The sequence below is a fragment of the Ramlibacter sp. genome (genome assembly GCA_019635435.1).
In the GTDB taxonomy this organism is placed as follows: Bacteria; Pseudomonadota; Gammaproteobacteria; order Burkholderiales; family Burkholderiaceae_C; genus JAHBZM01.
Map to the genome: position 1 here is coordinate 3412541 of JAHBZM010000001.1, position 17539 is coordinate 3430079.

The following is a 17539-nucleotide window of genomic DNA, read 5'->3' on the forward strand; positions in this document are numbered from 1 at the left end:
TTATAGCTGAAAGTGACCGCCCCGTCTGGACTCCAGCCCTGTTTGACCCAAATCACACCCGAAAACACGGCCTGGAGCCCCGCCCTTGCGATGCGGGGCCCCGCCACACCGCGGGCCTGGCGCGTCGTGCTCAGCCGTTGGCCTTGGCCACGGCGCGCTGTGTCATCACGCTGATGAGGTTGGCGCGGTAAGCCGCCGTGGCGTGCAGGTCGCTGGACAGCTCACTGGCATCGATCTTGACCGCCGCAGCGGCCTCGGGCGTGAAGCTCTTGCCCAGCGCCGCCTCCAGCCCCGCATGGCGGAACACCCCGTTGCCGCCCCCGGTCACGGCCACGCGAACCGCGCCTTCGAACTGGGCCACGAACACGCCGATCAGCGCGAAGCGCGAGGCCGGCTGCTTGAACTTGAGATAGGCCGCGCGCTTGGGGATGGGGAAGTTGATGCCGGTGATCAGCTCGCCCTCTTCCAGCGCGGTGGTGAACATGCCCTGGAAAAAGTCGTCGGCCGCGATCTTGCGCTGGTTGGTGATCACCGTGGCGCCCAGGCCCAGCACGGCGCTGGGGTAGCAGGCCGAGGGGTCGTTGTTGGCCACCGAGCCGCCGATCGTGCCCATGGCACGCACTTGGCGGTCACCGATGTGCGAAGCCAGGTCGGCCAGCGCGGGAATGCCGGCCAGGACCTCGGGGCTGGTGGCCACATCGGCGTGCCGCGTCATGGCGCCAATGATGAGGTGGTTGCCATCCTTCTTGACCCCGGACAGGTCTTTGATGCCGCCCAGGTCCACCAGTTGCTCGGGGCTGGCCAGGCGCAGCTTCATCGAGGCCAGCAGGGTCTGTCCCCCGGCCAGGACCTTGCCGCCGGCAGCGGCAAGCTTGGCGGCATCGGCCGTGGAGGCCGGGCGTTCAAAGGTAAATGCGTACATGTTCTTGTCTCCTCAGGCTTGGGCGGATTGAATGGCTTCCCACACACGGCTGGGCGATGCTGGCATGTCGAACTCTTTGACGCCCAGGTCTTTCAGGGCGTCGAGCACGGCGTTGATGACCGCGGGCGGCGAGCCAATGGCGCCGGCCTCGCCGCAGCCCTTGGTGCCCAGCGGGTTGTGGCTGCACGGGGTGCACACGGTGTCGAGCTTGAACTGCGGGAAATCGTCGGCGCGCGGCATGGTGTAGTCCATGAAGCTGCCGGTGAGCAGCTGGCCGGTTTCCTTGTCGTACACGCAGTTTTCCATCAGCGCCTGGCCAATGCCCTGCACCAGTCCGCCATGCACCTGGCCTTCCACAATCATCGGGTTGATGATGGTGCCGAAGTCGTCGACCGCGGTGAAGCGGTCGACGCGGGTCACACCCGTGGCCGGGTCGATCTCGACCTCGCAGATGTAGGTGCCGGCCGGGAAGGTGAAGTTGGTCGGGTCGTAGAACGCGGTTTCGTTCAGGCCCGGCTCCAGCTTGTCCAGCGGATAGTTGTGCGGCACGTAGGCGGCCAGCGAGACGCTGCCAAACGGCACCTTCTTGTCGGTGCCCTTGACGGTGAACTCGCCATTGGCAAATTCAATGTCGGCATCGCTGGCCTCCATGAGGTGGGCCGCGATCTTCTTGGCCTTGGTCTCGATCTTGTCCAGCGCCTTCATGATGGCCGCACCGCCCACCGAGATGGAGCGCGAGCCGTAGGTGCCCATGCCGAAGGGCACGCGCCCGGTGTCGCCGTGGACCACGTCCACGTTCTCCACCGGAATGCCCAGCCGCGCCGCCACCACCTGGGCAAACGTGGTCTCGTGGCCCTGGCCATGGCTGTGCGAGCCGGTGAACACCGTCACGCTGCCCGTGGGATGGACGCGGATTTCGCCACATTCAAACAGGCCGGCGCGCGCGCCCAGCGCCCCCGCGATGTTGGACGGCGCGATGCCGCAGGCCTCGATGTAGCTGCTGTAGCCAATGCCGCGCTTCAGGCCCTTGGCCGCGCTGGCCTTCTTGCGCGCCTCAAAGCCCTCCACCTCGGCGAGCTTCTGCGCCTTGGTCATGCAGGCCATGTAGTCGCCCACGTCGTACTGCAGCGCCACCGGGGTCTGATAGGGCCAGCTGGTGATGAAGTTGCGCTTGCGGATCTCGTCCTGGCCCAGGCCCAGCTCCCAGCCGCAGCGGCTGACCAGGCGCTCGAGCAGGTACGTGGCTTCAGGCCGGCCAGCGCCGCGGTAGGCATCAACCGGCGCGGTGTTGGTGAACCAGGCGTCCACTTCCACATAGATCTGCGGGCAGGTGTACTGGCCGGCCAGCAAGGTGGCGTACAGGATGGTGGGCACCGCCGTGGAGAAGGTGGACAGGTAGGCGCCCAGGTTGGCGTCGGTGTGAACGCGCATGGCCAGAAACTTGCCGTCCTTGTCCATGGCCATTTCGGCATGGCTCACATGGTCGCGGCCATGGGCGTCGCTCAGGAAGGCCTCGCTGCGGTCGGCCGTCCACTTGATGCTGCAGTTCAGCTGCTTGGCCGCCCAGGTCAGGCACACATCCTCGGCGTACAGGTAGATCTTGGAGCCGAAGCCGCCGCCCACGTCGGGGGCGATCACCCGCACCTTGTGCTCGGGCAGGCCCAGCACAAAGGCCGTCATGAGCAGGCGCTCGACGTGCGGATTCTGGTTGGACACGTACAGCGTGTACTCGTCATTGGCGCGGTTGTAGGCGCCAATGGCCGCGCGCGGCTCCATGGCGTTGGGCACCAGGCGGTTGTTGGTCAGGTCCAGCCGGGTCACGTGCGCGGCCTTGGCAAACACCTCGTCCGCCGCGCCCTTGTCGCCAATGGCCCACTTGTAGCAATGGTTGTCGGGCGCGGCCTCGTGCAGGGCCGTGGCCTTGGCGGCGTCAGACACGCTCACCACGGCGGGCAGCACGTCGTAATCGACCTCTACCGCCTCGGCGGCATTTTTGGCCTGCTCCAGCGTGTCGGCCACCACCATGGCCACGTGGTCGCCCACGTAGCGCACCTTGCCCTGGGCCAGGATGGGGTGCGGCGGCTCCTTCATGGGCTCGCCATTGGTGCTGGTGATGAGCCAGCCGCAGGGCAGCCCGCCCATCTTGCCTTCCACGTCCTTGCCGGTGAAGACCTTGGTGACGCCGGGCATGGCCTCGGCCTTGCTCACATCCACGCTCTTGATGACGGCGTGCGCGTGCGGAGAGCGCACAAACACGGCCACGCGCTGGTTGGCCAGGTTGATGTCGTCGGTGTAGTTGCCCGCGCCCGTGAGGAAGCGGTAGTCCTCCTTGCGCTTGACGGCCTCGCCGATGTGCGGGAGGCTGGAGAAATCAGATGCACCCATGTTGTGTCTCCTTGGGGTTCAGGCCTTGGCCATGGCAGCTTGACCCTGCTGCACGGCCTTGACGATGTTCTGGTAGCCCGTGCAGCGGCACAGGTTGCCTTCGAGCAGCTCGCGGATTTCGCCTTCACTGGCCTGGGGGTGGTTCTTGCACAGGTCCACCGCGCTCATGACCATGCCGGGCGTGCAGAAGCCGCACTGCAGGCCATGGCACTCCTTGAACGCAGCCTGCATCGGGTGCATGGTGCCGTCGGCTTCGGCCATGCCTTCGATGGTGGTCACGTCAGCGCCGTTGTGCTGCACGGCCAGCGTGTTGCATGACTTGATGGCCCGGCCATTGACCAGCACCGTGCAGGCGCCGCACTGGGCGGTGTCGCAGCCCACATGGGTGCCGGTGAGCTGGAGGTTCTCGCGGATGACCTGGACCAGAAGGGTGTTGGGGGCGACGTCAACACTGGCAGCCTTGCCGTTGACCTTGAGTTGTACCTGCATGGGGGGTGTCTCCTTCTGTGGGGGATGAGGGTTGGCGCGGATCATTGTTGAACCGTGACCCCACCGCCTCCCTAGGCTAAACCCTAGTTTCCGCGGCACATGACACGAAATTCTCAAAATGGAACAATGGGGGGCCTCACCCGGCTTGTCACACTGCGCGCCAACACCCGCCCATGAACGCTGATCCGTCCTCCCCCTCCGAACTGCGCCTGCTGCAAATCCGCCAGGCCCGCCAGGCCGTGATGGTCGAGGGCCGCTCGATCACCGACCTGATGGTGGACTCGTGGTTTGAGCGGGCCTGGATCGAACGTTCCTGGCAGCGCTGCCTGGCCCGTGGCCAGCGGCCCGACCAGCGCGTGGCCTTTGACGTGCTGCCGGCCGAGGCCCGCCGCCGCACCGAGGAAGCCAGCCACGACCTCGTTACCGCCGCCAAGCCCGTGCTGGAACGGCTGGGCCGGGCCATTGCCAACACCCGTTACTTTGCGATCCTCACCAATGCCGATGGCGTGGTGATCGACACCAACGGCCCGGTGGACCGCAGCGACCGCCGGGCCCAGCTCATCACGCGCATCGGCGTTGACCTGTCAGAGCGCAGCGTGGGCACCACGGCCATTGGCGCGGTGCTGGCCGAACGGCAGCCCCTGTGGCTGCACCGCGGCGAGCATTTCTTTGACGACACCAGTGTCTACAGCTGCGCCGGCGCGCCCCTGTTCGGCCCCGATGGCCGCTGCGTGGGCATGCTGGACCTGACGGGCATCGAGACCGTCGAGCGGCCCGAACTCAAGCACCTGGTGGCGCAGTCGGCGCGCAGCATCGAGAACGCGCTGGCGCTGGCGCAGCCCCACAGCCTCGTGGTGCGGCTGAACTGGCCGGGCCGCACCCTGGGCGACGAGACCGACGGCCTGCTTTGCCTGGACGCCGATGGCTGGGTCACCGCGGCCAACCAGACCGCGCGCCAGATGGTTTCGCAGCTCGGCGGCAACGGCCATGCCGCGCCCCACTGCAGCGAGCTGTTCGCCATGCCCTGGGAGTCGCTGTTCGACGGCCATGCGCGGAACGCTCCGCTCGAAGTCCCGCTGTGGTCCGGCCTGCGCCTGAGCGCCCTGCCGCAAGCCCCAGGGCGCGCGGGCCAGGTGGTGGCCCCGCGCACGACGCCGGGCCCCCTGCCGCTCAAGGACCTGGAGGCCGAGCTGATCCGCAAGGCGGTGCACGAGGCCCGCGGCAATGTGATGCAGGCCGCGCGCGCGCTGGGCATCAGCCGCGCCACGGTCTACCGCAAGCTGGGCAAGCGGCCCGCGCTGAACTGAATCTTTTTGTCAGTTCCGGTTAAGGCTTGTCGCCCCGGTGACGGTAGAATTAGGGCAAAAGTTCGCGCCCGGCCTCGCCTGCGCGGCGAGACGCTTCCCCACAGAGAGACAACCCGGGCACCTGCCGTGCCGGAGACCCCTTTTGAAGTTTGATATCCGGAGAATATTCGCGCGCAGCGGTGATCCCGTGACCGGGGGCAACCTGGATGATGCGGCCGACACCGACTACCTGCCCGCCAACGGCGGGGGCGAAGGGCTCGAAACCGACTACCAGGCCATCATCGCCTCGCATTTCCGTCGCTGGGGCATCACCAACGAGTGCGTGACCATCGAGGTCAAAAAGATGGGCCAGGCCCCCGATGGCTACGATGTGTTCGTCGGCATGGTGCGCCTGGTGCGGTGGGAACGCACCTCGGGCCTGCGCGTGCTGCTGGGCCTGCCCCTGCTGGAGGCCAAGATCCGCAAGACCATCCGCGCCACCTGGCTGGCCGACTACAGCCATTTCACGGGCCTGTGGCTGCATGCGTCCGAACAGCTGCAATTGCCCGATGAGCTGCGGGAGCTGCTGGGTAACCTGGCGCCACTCGCCCCGTCCGGCCACCCGGCATACCAGGGCGGGGCTGACACGGCCAACCAGAGCCTGCCCGACGAGACGGCGCGCGCTTCGGGCTGACCCGCCGGCCGCCAGGCCCTGTTTTTGCGCGACAATGGGCGCCCTTTGCCCGTGACAGCCTGTGCGCTGAAAATCCTCGCGATGCAATCACGCCCTCCGGTTCCCGTCCTCCCCGGCGCGCCCGCGCCGAGCACGCACACGGGTCTGCCGGGCAGCCTGGTTGACCTCAAGACCGAGGGCATTGCCGCGGCCGAGCGGCCCGACTTCTGGCATGAGGTTCATCTGGGCCGCATGACGCTGTCAGGCATGGCTTCCAGCGACGAACGCCCGTTTGAAGGCCAGGTGCGCCGCGTGCTGGGCACGGAGTCGCACCTGATGACACACGCCTCCGATGCCCTCGCGGCCGAGCGCAGCGCCGCCCAATGCCGGCGCGACGGCGTGGACTACGTGAGCATCAACCTCATGCTGGACTGCGCCGGCGGGCTGATCGACCATGAGGGAGAGCACAAGGTTGGCTCAGGCTCGGTCTATTTCATCGATTCGGCCCAACCGGTCACCTTCCGGTTGCCCCGGCATCACAGCGTGTCGATCTTCATCCCGCGGCACAAGGTGCAGGAGGCCTTTGGCACCGACCTCAAGCTGTTGCCACGGGCGCTGGAGGCGCGCAACGGGATCGGTGCGGTCCTGCAGTCGCACATGCGCATGATCGCCACCCAGGCCGAATTCATGACGCCCGAGCAACGCGTGGTGGTGATCTCGGCCTGTGTCGACATGGCGCTGGCGGCGGTGCAGACGGCGCGCGAGGGCGCGGCCGACGCCGACCGGTTCGCCAACGGCTTTTATGACGGCGCGCGGCGCCTGATCGAGCGTGACTGCGGCGACCCGCAACTTGATCCGGCCAGGGTGGCGGCTGCCCTGGGCTGTTCACGCGCCACGCTGTACCGGCTGTTCGCGCGGCACGGCCAGAGCGTGGCTGCGCTGATCTGGCGCGCGCGGCTGGAACGGGCCCGCCACATGATCCATGCCGCCCCGTTTGCCCACCTGACGCTCGCGGACATCGCGTTCCACAGCGGGTTTCTGGAACAGGCCAGCTTCAGCCGCATGTTCAAGCGCCACTATGGCCTCACGCCCGGCGAGGCACGCGCGGGCCGGGCGCCCGTCAAACCCGCCGGCTGACCTCGCCTGGCGCCGCCATCTGCGCGGCGGCCCGGCTGAAGATCGCGTCATAGCCGTCACGGCGTTCGCGGCAGCCCGCCAGTTCGTTGGCGTAGCCCAGGCGGGCCAGCCGCTGGCCCAGGCGCAGCACCTGCGTGCGGGTCTTGAACAGCGTGTGGCGGTACACCAGGCCCGTGGCATCGTTGCGCACGCCCACCAGCTGCTGCACGCCCGTGGCCCGGGCCGACGTGCCGCTGGCCTGGTCGGCCACCACCATGGCCTGCACGATTTCCGGGTCCTCAGGCGGCACCACGGCGCCCGCGGCGATGGATGTGTTCATGGCGGGGAGCTCCTTTTCGTTTCTGTCAGGCGGCAAAGAACGCCACGGCCTTGTCGGCCTTGGTCTCTGCCTTGAAGTGGTCGCGCAGCGAGTGGTTGAGCAGGCCCTGCAGGAACCGGCGCTCGCGGTTCTGCGCGGAGCTGGGCTCGTACGAGGTGCCGTCATCGGAGGGGCGGACCTTGATCTCAAAGCCCGAACCCGCAAGGTAGTTGCGGCTGAATTCCTTGAGCCGGCGGAAATACTCGTTGCCCGCATCGTAGACCTTCTGCGTGGTGAGGGGCCGGTTCAGGTCGTCGAACATCTTGAGCAGCACCATCAGGCTGCCGCAGATGCCGCTGTTGAGCACCAGCATCGGGATCAGCGGCGAGGCATCGCAGCCCTTCTGGAAGAACCGCGTGAAGTCCTCCAGGTCGTGGATCAGCCCGCCCTTGCTGCGGTCCAGGTCCGGCTCGTAGCGCACGTACTGCTCGCTGATGCGCTGGGCCCGGCCCATCGAGTCGGTGTAGTTGCGCACGCCGGTGGTCTCGACCCGGGTCGCCCTGGCGCGAACCTCGAGGAAGCGCTTGCGCGCCTCCTCAAGAAACTTGTTGATCTGGAACTGCTCGATCAGGCGCCAGGCGAACTTCACCAGCCACTCAATGCCCGTGACCAGCGCCGACACCAGCGAGCTCGCGCCAGGCAGGAACACCGTCAGCGCGGTATTGGCCACGCCCTTGAGGATGGTCCACAGTCCCGCAAAGACGCCCTGGGTCAACTGCGACTCGATGCTGTTGGCCAGCAGTTCCGGGTGGCCGGGATTGATGACGATCTGGCGGCGCAGCAGCCACACGCCGATCCGCTCCTTCGCGGCGCGGATGGTCTTGACCAGCCCCCCCGCCAGGTCCAGCACACCGCCCACCAGCGGCGCCGCGCTGACCATGCATTTGGCCACCACGAACTTCACCATGCCCTTGATCGTGGCGCCCAGCGTGGCCAGGCTCTTGGCCGAGGGGTTGGCGACCTGCTGAAGGATGTAATGCGCAAGGTCGGACACGGCGTTCTGCAGCACGATGCGCAGGCTGTTGAGCGCGTCGATCACCGCGGCACCTGCCGTGGCCACCAGCGTGCCTCCCAGCATGAAGGGGTTGAGCATGAGGATCGGGTCTTCCTTGACGATCTCGTACATCGCCAGCGTGAGCGGAAACCCCGGCTCTGCCCGCCTGGCCACCGGCGCCACCAGATGCTGACGGGGCCGGGTGGCGGGGTCGGTTGTGCCGCCCAGCTTGTTTCCAGCGGTCTTGACGGCCAGCGCACCGGCGCTGGAAATGTGCCGGGTGTCCACGCTTTGGCCCATCACATTGACCGTGCGCGACGCCAGCTTGGCGTTGTCCAGGTGGTCGAAATGGGTCGACAGGCCCGAGCCCACCGCATTGCCCAGCGCCGCCACGCCCTCCAGGCTGATGGCCATCATGCTCATGTCGATGCTGATATTGCCCAGCAGGTACAGCACACCGTAGCGCGAGTGCGGAATGTCGGTGTTCTGTAGTGCGGCCTGGGCCTTGCTGGGCGGCGGTGGCAGCACGCCGGGGACCTTCTGGACCTGCTGGAACACCCATTCGATCAGGCCGCCACTGACCTTGTCGCGCTCAACCCGGCTCCAGTTCCCGCCCTTGGCAGCCAGATACTCGGCCAGTGACTGGTACAGCTCCCAGGCGGCGGGGTAGCTGTTGGGCGTGACGCTCCAGTTGCGGTAGGCCGCGTCCACCTTCTGGGTGTCGGCGCTGCGCTTCTTGAGGGTGAGGGAGGTGCGTCTCAACCATTCGGTGTACGAAACGATGGCTTTTGGTCCTTTGGCGCCCATGAGGTTCTCCTGATGTAACGAATTGTCGTCACGCACCCCATGGCAGCGTTAGGCCTGGTGTCGCAAAGCCGGGGCCCCGCTTGACTGGCCGTCTCAAAGCCGCTGGAAAAGCCCAAAAGCCGCCCTGGCCCGCGCTGAATCGGCACAAGCCGCTATGAATTTCGCAGCAACTTTCAGTCCGGCAGGGCCAGGACCAGTGCCGCTTCATCAACGGCGAGCGACACCCGGCTGCGTGCCCGCAGCCCGCTGCCAGCGGGGGCGAAACCCACCAGCGCGAGGCCCGCTGGCAGCACCGCCGATATCTCATCGCCCTCGTCGCTGCGCGAAACCCGACTGGCCCGGGCCTGCAGCAGGTTCTGGCCCGGCGCGCCGGAAGCTCCAGGCGCACCCGGCGTGGCGCTGCTCACTGCCACCGCCGTGGCCTTGCACAGCGCCAGCACCCCCTGGCCCGGTCGCAGCGCCAGCAGCTGCGCGCTTTCGCGTGTGATGCGGGCCACCAGGGGCGTCCCGTCAACCAGCCGCAGGTGGACGCGGACCACGGGGCCCGGCCCCTGAACCGACGCCACCGCGCAGGGCATCTGGTTGCGCATGCTGGTGCGGATCGCCAGGTGGGGAAACGCCGCTGGCGCGCTGCCGCCCGGGCGCGCGTGCTGCAGGCGCCCCAGCACCTGGTGGCGCGCGCGTGCCATTTCGCCCGCAGCGGCCAACAATTGCTGCCCCGCAGAGGTGAGGCGCGCGCCGCCACCGCCAGCCCCGCCCACCACGCGCTCCACCAGGGTCACGCCCGCAAGATTGGTGAGCGTGTCGATGGCCTGCCAGGCCGCCTTGTAGCTCACCCCCGCGTCGCGCGCCGCCTGCGAAATCGAGCCGCTCGCACCCACGCCGCGCAGGATGTCGACGCGCTTGTCCGCCGAAGCATGGCTGAGCGCCGAAGTGAAGGAAACCTGGGGCCGGGGAAGACGGGGCATCCCCGCATTCTGAGGGAGGCGGCCGGCACAGCGTAGAGTCGGGCCCATGATCGAAACCCTGCTGCTCACCACTGCCCGCGTCACCACGTTCGATGGCGATCGCCTGCTGACCGGCGCCAGCGGTTTTTTCTTCGAGCGCGACACGCGGCTGTTCTTTGTCACCAGCCGCCATGTGTTCATCGATGCACCGAGCAAGCACCACCCCAACCGCATCGAGATCGAGCTTCACACCGACGGCACCAACCTCACCCGGGCAGCCAGCCTGTCAGTCCTGCTGTACCGCGACGGCAAGAGCATCTGGCGGCAGGGCAAGGACCCGGCCGGCGACATTGACGTGGCGGTGGTTGAACTGGAACGCGCAGCCCTGCCGCCCACGGCAGTGCTCTGGAGCTTCTCTCCGGCGCACCTGCAACGCACGCTGGACGAGGTGGAGGTCGGTGCGCCCCTGCTGATCGTGGGCTTTCCACTGGGCTTTCATGACACGTTGCACCACCTGCCCGTGGTGCGGCAGGCGGCCATTGCTTCCTCGTTCGGCATCCGGTTCCAGGGCCAGGGCTATTTTCTGACCGATGCCCGCACCCACCGCGGCACCAGTGGTGCGCCCGTGGTGATGCGCAGCGACAGCGGCGACCTGCCATGGAAGCTGCTGGGGGTTCATTCGTCACGCATGGACATGCGGACGCGTGACTTTGAGCTGGACGAGTCCCTGGGCCTGAACTGCGCCTGGTATGCCGACATCCTGCTGACCCTGACCGCGCCGCTGGCCGCTCCGGCCGTCGCGGCGCCCGCGGCTCAGGCCAGACCGGCCTCGGGCGCGGCGCCCGGTGGCGCTTCCGGCAAGGTCACCTGAATCAACGTGCCCTGACCGGGCGCGGAAGTGACCCGCAGCGCCCCATGCCCGGCCTCGTGGCTTCCTGGACCACCAGGTTCCGCTTGAGCACACATGAACTGCGCTACACTTTCGCTATTCATCTTGGTAATAGCGAAAATGCCGCCGCCATGACACCATTCACCCGCCTGTTGCCAGCCCTGGCCCTGCTCGCCGCGGTGACCGGCCTGCGGGCCGAAACCGTGCAGGTAGCGGTCGCCGCCAACTTCACGGCGCCCATGAATGCCATTGCAGCCAGCTTTGCGCGCGACACCGGTCACCAGGCCCGGCTCGCGTTCGGGTCCACGGGCAAGCTCTATGCGCAGATCCGCAACGGCGCGCCCTTCGAGGTGTTTCTGGCGGCCGACCAGGAAACGCCGGCGCGGCTTGAGAAGGACGCAGCGGCGGTGGCTGGCAGCCGCTTCACCTATGCCACCGGCCAGCTCGTTCTGTGGTCGCCCCGGGCCGGTGTGGTTGACAGCCAGGGTGAAGTCCTGCGCCGCAACGAGTTCCGGCACCTGGCCATCGCCGCGCCCAAGCTCGCACCCTACGGCGCGGCAGCCGTTGAAACACTCAACCGCCTCGGCCTGATGCAACGCGTGGCGCCCAAGCTGGTGCTGGGTGAAAGCATCGGCCAGGCGTTCAGTTTCGTCGCCAGCGGCAATGCGCAGCTGGGTTTGGTGGCACTGTCGCAGGTGTATGAAGACGGCCGCATCAAGACCGGCTCGGGCTGGGTGGTGCCTGCCCGGTGGCATGAGCCGCTGCGCCAGGATGCCGTGCAACTGGTTCGCGGCCAGGCCAACCCCGCCGCCGCGGCGCTGATGGACTACCTGAAAACCGACAAGGCACGCGCGATCATCCGTGCCCACGGCTATGGCGACTAGGCATGCCTGCTGAAGCCGCCGGCGCCGCAGCCTGGTCCGCCGTCGTGCTGTCCCTGCAGCTGGCCGGGCTGACCACGCTCATCCTGCTGGCCGCCGGCACCCCACTGGCCTGGTGGCTGGCGCGCACCCGCTCAGGCGCCAAGGGCCCGGTGAGCGCGCTGGTGGCCTTGCCACTGGTGTTGCCGCCCAGCGTGCTGGGCTTTTACCTGCTGGTGAGCCTGGGGCCCGAGGGTCCGGGCGGCCAGCTCACGCAGGCGCTGGGGCTGGGGCTGTTGCCATTCACCTTTGCGGGCCTCGTGGTGGGCTCGGTGCTGTATTCGCTGCCCTTTGTGGTGCAGCCGCTGCAAAACGCCTTCGAGGCGCTGGGCGACGGGCCGCTGGAGGCCGCCGCCACCCTGCGGGCGTCGCCGCTGGACACCTTCTTCAGTGTCGTGTTGCCGCTGTCACGGCCCGGCTACCTGACGGCCACGGTCATGGGTTTCGCACACACCGTGGGTGAATTTGGCGTGGTGCTGATGATGGGCGGCAACATCGCCGGCAGCACCCGCGTGGTGTCGGTCCAGATCTACGACCATGTGGAAGCCCTGGAGTATGCGCAGGCGCACTGGCTGGCCGGGGGCATGCTGCTGTTTTCATTCACCGTGCTGCTCGCGTTGTACATGCTGAATCCCACCGGGGGGCGCCGTTGAACCCGGCCACCGGCCGCGTGACCGCGCAGCTGCGGCTCGCGCGGCCGGGCTTTGCACTGGACCTGGCGCTGGATCTTCCGGGCCGGGGCGTGAGCGCGCTGTTCGGCCCTTCAGGCTGCGGCAAGACCACCGCGCTGCGCGCGCTTGCGGGCCTGGAACGCACATGCAGTGGCCTGCTCCAGGTCAACCAGGAGGTCTGGCAGGACGACGCGCAGGGCCTGTTCATGCCGCCGCACCAGCGCGCGCTGGGCTTTGTGTTTCAGGACACACAGCTGTTTGCGCACCTCACGGTGCGCGCCAACGTGGAGTTCGGCATGCGCCGCGTGGCGCCGGCGCAGCGCCGGGTTGCGCTGGCGCAGGCCGTGGAGTTGCTGGGCATTGCCGCGCTGATGGACCGCCGGCCAGCCGGACTGTCGGGCGGAGAGCGCCAGCGCGTGGCCATTGCCCGCGCGCTGGCAACCAGCCCGTCCCTGCTGCTGCTGGACGAGCCGCTGGCAGCTCTGGATGCGCAGCGCAAGGCCGAGGTGTTGCCCTGGCTCGAAGGGCTGCACCGCGCGCTGGACATCCCGGTGGTTTATGTGAGCCATGCCGTCGAAGAAGTGGTCCGGCTTGCCGACCATCTGGTGCTGATGGAGGCCGGGCGCGTGGTCGCCAGCGGCCCGATGCAAGCCATGCTGGCGCGAACCGACCTGCCACTGGGCCAGGGTGACGCCGCGGGCGCCCTGATCACCGGCACCGTGGAAAGCCACGACCCGGTCTGGCAACTCACGCGCGTGGCTTTTTCGGGTGGCTGGCTCCAGTTGGCCAGCCCGCAGCCACGCCGCGCGGGCCTGCCGGTGCGGCTGCGCATTCAGGCCCGCGACGTGAGCCTGTGCCTGAGTCCGCCGGTGGACTCGAGCATCCTGAACATCGTGCCGTCCCGCGTGGCGCACCTGCGGGACGATGGGGCGGGGCAAGTGATGGTGACGCTGGATGCCGGCGGCACGCCGCTGCTGGCCCGCATCACCGGCAAGTCAGCCGCCCAGCTGGGGCTGCAGCCCGGCCTGGCGGTGCACGCCCAGGTCAAGGGCATCGCGCTGGTCGATTGACGCGCCTACAGCGCGCAGGAACGAAAGCCCACAAAACCGTCGTCGCGCCCGGGCAGCGCGAAGCTGCGGACCTTGGGATGCTTCATGCGCGCGCGTGTGGCGAACGAGGCACCGCGCTGGACCTTGGCACGGCCCCACCAGGGCTGGGCCGACCAGTCAGCCCCATGGGTCCAGGGATCAGGGGAGAAGCCGGGCCAGGGCCGCAGCGTGGTGGCTGTCCACTCACGCACATCACCCCAGCGAAAGCCCCGCCGCGCTGCGGCATGGGCCGCCACTTCCCACTCGACCTCGGCCGGCAGGCGCCGGCCGGCCCAGCGGCACCATGCATCGGCTTCCCACCAGCTCACATGCATGGTGCTCTGACTGCCCGCCATGCGGGCCGAGCGGCCGAAGTGCATCTGCATCACCGCACCGCTGGCCACGCCGATCTGCTCCACATAGCGCGGGCCGCGCCGGCCCTCGCCCTCGGCCAGCTTCTGCAGCCAGTCCCAGCCCTCGGGCAGCCACAGCTCGGGGCGGTCATAACCACCGTCATCGACGAATTCGACAAACTGCGCCCAGCTCACCGGCTGGGCATCGATCTCGAATTCGGGCACCGCCACCTCATAGCCCCACTTCTCGGTGTCAAACACAAAGCCGCCCGGCGGCAGGCCCAGCAGCCACGGGGTGGCCGGAATCACCAGCGGCTCGCGCTGATGGACACCGCCCGGAAGGTCCAGGCGCAGGGGCAGGCCCAGCACCTGCGCCATGCTGATGAGCTGCTCGCCACGCAGGTCTTCATGGAACAGGGCGAGGCGGTAGAAATACAGGGCATCGTCCTCGTCGGGTGTCTTGTCGAGCAGTTCCAGCGTGGTTTCCAGCGTGTCAAGCAACCAGGCACGGGTGGCCGGCACGTCGGGCAGCTGCTGCAGCCAGCGTGCCTCGTGGGGCACCAGCATCGGGCTCCACCAGCGGTCGGCATGCGGCTCGATCGAGGCAAGCCGCACCGGCTCCGCCGGACAGCCCGGGCCAAGGCCACGTTGGGTGTTGCGTCCGATCCAGAACTCCGCGAACCAGCCCAGGTGGCCCACCAGCCACAGGGGCGGCTCCAGGTCATCCTGTTGCGGCACCTGCATGCCTTGCCCGCCCAGGGCCTGCTCGTAGTGCGCCAGCAGGTTCAGCGTGTGGTTGCGCGCGTCCATCAGCGCCAGCGACAACAGCTCGTGGCCCGCGTGCCGCATCCCGGGCGAATCGATGGCATCAGGGGTGATGGCAGGGGCGGGCGCGGACATGGTGCCCCATTATCGGATCGGGATGCGCAGCGCAGGACCGGTGCAGGGGCAAGCTAGTACAAACCCCGACGCCTCGGGGAATCCCCCGTCACAAACCTGTCAGCTTGTCTTTTACAGTCACTTCTAGAATTTACGTCTTACAGCCTTCTCACTTACCGCACCCGGCGAACCGATTTCTCCCGTCATCGGTTTATCCGGGTGCAGTGCTGATGGCTGCATACATTTCCCGGAGACAACATGCGCGCTTTATTGAAGTTTTCAAAGGCCGTGGACTGGTTGAACGGCCAGGTCGGCAAGTACGTGATCTGGCTGATCCTGGCCTCCACCGTGATCAGCGGCGTCAATGCCATGGTCCGCAAGGCATTCGACATGAGTTCGAACGCCTACCTCGAGGTCCAGTGGTACCTGTTCGCGGCGGCCTTCATGCTGGCCGCGGGCTACACACTGCTCAACGGCGAACACGTGAAGATTGACGTGATCTACGGCCGCCTGTCCAAGCGCGCGCAGACCTGGATCGACGTGTTCGGCTTCACCTGCTTCCTGATGCCTCTGTGCTTTGCGGTGCTGTGGTTCGGCATTCCGTTCGCGCTCAAGGGCTTTTACTCCGGCGAGATGTCGTCCAACGCGGGCGGCCTGATCCGCTGGCCGGTCTTCGCGATGATGCCGCTGGGCTTTGCGCTGCTCACGCTGCAGGGCCTGTCCGAGCTGATCAAGCGGCTGGCCTTCCTGCAGGGGCTGATCGACGACCCCACGGTCAGGAAAACCGAGAAAACCGCTGAAGAAGAGCTGGCCGAATCCATTCGCCGGCTTGCCGAAGCCCAGGGCAAAGCAAGCTGAGCCAAGGAACCATCATCATGGAATTCATCATCGCCAACCTCGCGCCGATCATGTTCATCGGCCTGATCTTCTTTCTGCTGCTGGGATTCCCGGTGGCGTTCAGCCTCGGCGCCTGCGGCCTGTTCTTCGGCTTCATCGGCGTGGAACTGGGCGTCCTGCCCGAGGCGCTGCTGCAGGCGCTGCCGCTGCGCATCGTCGGCATCATGCAGAACGACACGCTGCTGGCCATTCCGTTCTTCACCTTGATGGGGCTGATTCTTGAACGCAGCGGCATGGCCGAAGACCTGCTCGAAACCATTGGCCAGCTGTTTGGCCCGATCCGCGGCGGCCTCGCGCTGGCCGTGATCCTGGTGGGCGCCCTGCTGGCGGCCACCACCGGCGTGGTCGCCGCCTCGGTGATCTCCATGGGCCTGATCTCGCTGCCCATCATGCTGCGCTACGGCTATGACCGGCGGCTCGCCGCGGGCGCCATCGCGGCCTCCGGCACGCTGGCCCAGATCATTCCCCCTTCGCTGGTGCTGATCATTCTGGCCGACCAGCTGGGCCGCAGCGTGGGCGACATGTACAAGGGTGCCTTCATCCCAGGTTTCGTGCTCACGGGTTTCTATGTGGCCTACGTGATGCTGATCGCGCTGTTCAAGCCCAAGTGGGCGCCCGCCCTGCCCCCCGAGGCACGGACCATCCGCGAGGACAACGGCTCCGCCGGCCTGCCCTCGCTGCTGGTGCTGACCATCATCTCGACCACGGCCGCCGTGATGCTGGGCCGCCACTATGCCCAGGTGCTGTCCTGGCTCGAAGGCCGCACCATCGACACCGTGGCCACCGACGAAACCATCGTGGTGTCCATGGCAGCCGGCGTCGTGCTGGCCTTCGTCATTGCCGTCATCAACAAGATCACCCGGCTGGGCCTGCTGTCGCGCATGGCCGAGCGCGTGACCTTTGTCCTGATCCCGCCACTGCTGCTGATTTTCCTGGTGCTGGGCACGATTTTCCTCGGTGTGGCCACGCCCACCGAAGGCGGCGCCATGGGTGCCCTGGGCGCGTTTGCCATGGCCGTGGCGCGCGGCCGGCTGAGCTTCTCGCTGCTCAAGCAGGCCCTGAACACGACCACCAAGCTGTCGTGCTTCGTGGTGTTCATCCTGATCGGCTCCACGATGTTCAGCCTGACCTTCCAGGGCGTGGATGGCCCGCGCTGGGTGGAACACCTGCTGACCGGCCTGCCAGGCGGGCAGCTGGGCTTCCTGATCGTGGTGAACGCGCTGATCTTCTTCCTGGCCTTCTTCCTCGACTTCTTTGAGCTGTCATTCATCGTGGTGCCCCTGCTGGCGCCCGTGGCCGACAAGCTCGGCATCGACCTGATCTGGTTCGGGGTGCTGCTGGCGGTCAACATGCAGACCTCGTTCATGCACCCGCCCTTTGGATTCGCGCTGTTCTACCTGCGCAGCGTGGCGCCCACCGAGGAATACACCGACCGGATCACCGGCAAGAACATCCAGCCGGTGACCACCATGCAGATCTACTGGGGTGCCGTGCCCTTCGTGTGCATCCAGATCATCATGGTTGGCATGATCATCGCGTTCCCTGGTCTTGTCACCGGCGGGCTCGACAAGGTCCAGAAGGTCGACATGAAGAAGGCCACCATGGAATTGCAGCAGATGTCGCCCGATGCCATGCCGGGCGGCGGCCAGCCTCCACCGTCCATGACCGACCTGTTCAAGATCGCCCCGGCCGCCCCCGCGACCGAGCCCGATGCCAACAAGTCGCCCGAACAGCAGCAAAAGGAACTGGACGACCTGTTCAAGAAATAGGGCACCATGGCGGCACGTGCCACCGTGCCTGCCGTCCACGCCCGGGCCGCGCACTTGCGCGGCCTTTTTCATGGG

General features: G+C 67.3%; 16 protein-coding genes. 9 read left to right on the forward strand and 7 right to left on the reverse strand.

From position 1 onward, the window contains the following. Positions 1-130: 130 nt before the first annotated feature. Genes KF796_16460 through KF796_16470 form a run of 3 tightly spaced genes read right to left on the reverse strand, consistent with a single transcriptional unit; the run spans position 131 to position 3796 of the window. Complete coding sequence (locus KF796_16460) at positions 131-922, reverse strand: xanthine dehydrogenase family protein subunit M (protein ID MBX3588228.1); 792 nt, start codon at positions 920-922, stop codon at positions 131-133. A gap of 12 nt (positions 923-934) precedes the next feature. After that, a complete protein-coding gene (locus KF796_16465) occupies positions 935-3307 on the reverse strand; it encodes a xanthine dehydrogenase family protein molybdopterin-binding subunit (GenBank protein ID MBX3588229.1) in 2373 nt (790 codons plus the stop codon). An 18-nt stretch (positions 3308-3325) separates the two neighbouring features. Then, a complete protein-coding gene (locus KF796_16470; protein ID MBX3588230.1) occupies positions 3326-3796 on the reverse strand; it encodes a (2Fe-2S)-binding protein in 471 nt (156 codons plus the stop codon). A gap of 173 nt (positions 3797-3969) precedes the next feature. Here KF796_16470 and KF796_16475 point away from each other — a divergent pair, with 173 nt between their 5' ends. From KF796_16475 to KF796_16485, 3 genes are all read left to right on the forward strand, one after another. Further along, entirely contained in the window at positions 3970-5103 is a 1134-nt protein-coding gene (locus KF796_16475; GenBank protein MBX3588231.1) for a GAF domain-containing protein, read from the forward strand. A gap of 187 nt (positions 5104-5290) precedes the next feature. Then, the gene (locus KF796_16480; GenBank protein MBX3588232.1) at positions 5291-5776 is read left to right on the forward strand and encodes a hypothetical protein; all 486 of its coding nucleotides are present in this window, start codon (positions 5291-5293) and stop codon (positions 5774-5776) included. A gap of 81 nt (positions 5777-5857) precedes the next feature. Further along, positions 5858-6892 carry a helix-turn-helix domain-containing protein gene (locus KF796_16485; protein ID MBX3588233.1) on the forward strand — a complete coding sequence of 345 codons (1035 nt, stop codon included), beginning with the start codon at positions 5858-5860 and terminating at the stop codon, positions 6890-6892. Here the strand turns inward: KF796_16485 and KF796_16490 are convergent. The 3 genes from KF796_16490 to KF796_16500 form a co-directional block, all read right to left on the reverse strand. Continuing rightward, the gene (locus KF796_16490; GenBank protein MBX3588234.1) at positions 6876-7211 is read right to left on the reverse strand and encodes a hypothetical protein; all 336 of its coding nucleotides are present in this window, start codon (positions 7209-7211) and stop codon (positions 6876-6878) included. The genes KF796_16485 and KF796_16490 overlap by 17 nt on opposite strands. A 25-nt stretch (positions 7212-7236) precedes the next feature. Continuing rightward, complete coding sequence (locus tag KF796_16495) at positions 7237-9051, reverse strand: hypothetical protein (GenBank protein ID MBX3588235.1); 1815 nt, start codon at positions 9049-9051, stop codon at positions 7237-7239. A 173-nt stretch (positions 9052-9224) separates the two neighbouring features. After that, positions 9225-10019 carry a TOBE domain-containing protein gene (locus KF796_16500; GenBank protein ID MBX3588236.1) on the reverse strand — a complete coding sequence of 265 codons (795 nt, stop codon included), beginning with the start codon at positions 10017-10019 and terminating at the stop codon, positions 9225-9227. A gap of 46 nt (positions 10020-10065) precedes the next feature. Here KF796_16500 and KF796_16505 point away from each other — a divergent pair, with 46 nt between their 5' ends. The 4 genes from KF796_16505 (at position 10066) to modC (ending at position 13548) form a co-directional block, all read left to right on the forward strand. Continuing rightward, positions 10066-10869 (forward strand): trypsin-like peptidase domain-containing protein, encoded by an 804-nt coding sequence (locus tag KF796_16505; GenBank protein ID MBX3588237.1) that lies wholly within the window; start codon positions 10066-10068, stop codon positions 10867-10869. 149 nt (positions 10870-11018) lie between these two features. Beyond that, positions 11019-11771: a molybdate ABC transporter substrate-binding protein gene (gene modA, locus KF796_16510; protein ID MBX3588238.1), complete on the forward strand. Its 753-nt coding sequence runs from the start codon at positions 11019-11021 to the stop codon at positions 11769-11771. Between the two features lie 2 nt (positions 11772-11773). Beyond that, complete coding sequence (gene modB / locus KF796_16515) at positions 11774-12460, forward strand: molybdate ABC transporter permease subunit (GenBank protein ID MBX3588239.1); 687 nt, start codon at positions 11774-11776, stop codon at positions 12458-12460. After that, on the forward strand, positions 12457-13548 hold the full coding sequence (gene modC, locus KF796_16520) for a molybdenum ABC transporter ATP-binding protein (GenBank protein ID MBX3588240.1): 1092 nt from the start codon (positions 12457-12459) through the stop codon (positions 13546-13548). Before modB ends, modC begins: the two co-directional genes overlap by 4 nt. A gap of 5 nt (positions 13549-13553) precedes the next feature. Here modC and KF796_16525 read toward each other — a convergent pair whose 3' ends face one another. Next, positions 13554-14768, reverse strand: a complete 1215-nt coding sequence (locus KF796_16525; GenBank protein MBX3588241.1) for an SUMF1/EgtB/PvdO family nonheme iron enzyme — start codon at positions 14766-14768, stop codon at positions 13554-13556. Between the two features lie 288 nt (positions 14769-15056). Here KF796_16525 and KF796_16530 point away from each other — a divergent pair, with 288 nt between their 5' ends. Both KF796_16530 and KF796_16535 read left to right on the forward strand, forming a co-directional pair. Further along, positions 15057-15656 (forward strand): TRAP transporter small permease subunit, encoded by a 600-nt coding sequence (locus tag KF796_16530; protein ID MBX3588242.1) that lies wholly within the window; start codon positions 15057-15059, stop codon positions 15654-15656. Between the two features lie 17 nt (positions 15657-15673). Then, positions 15674-17464, forward strand: coding sequence for a TRAP transporter large permease subunit (locus KF796_16535; GenBank protein ID MBX3588243.1), 1791 nt, complete (start codon positions 15674-15676; stop codon positions 17462-17464). Positions 17465-17539 lie beyond the last annotated feature (75 nt).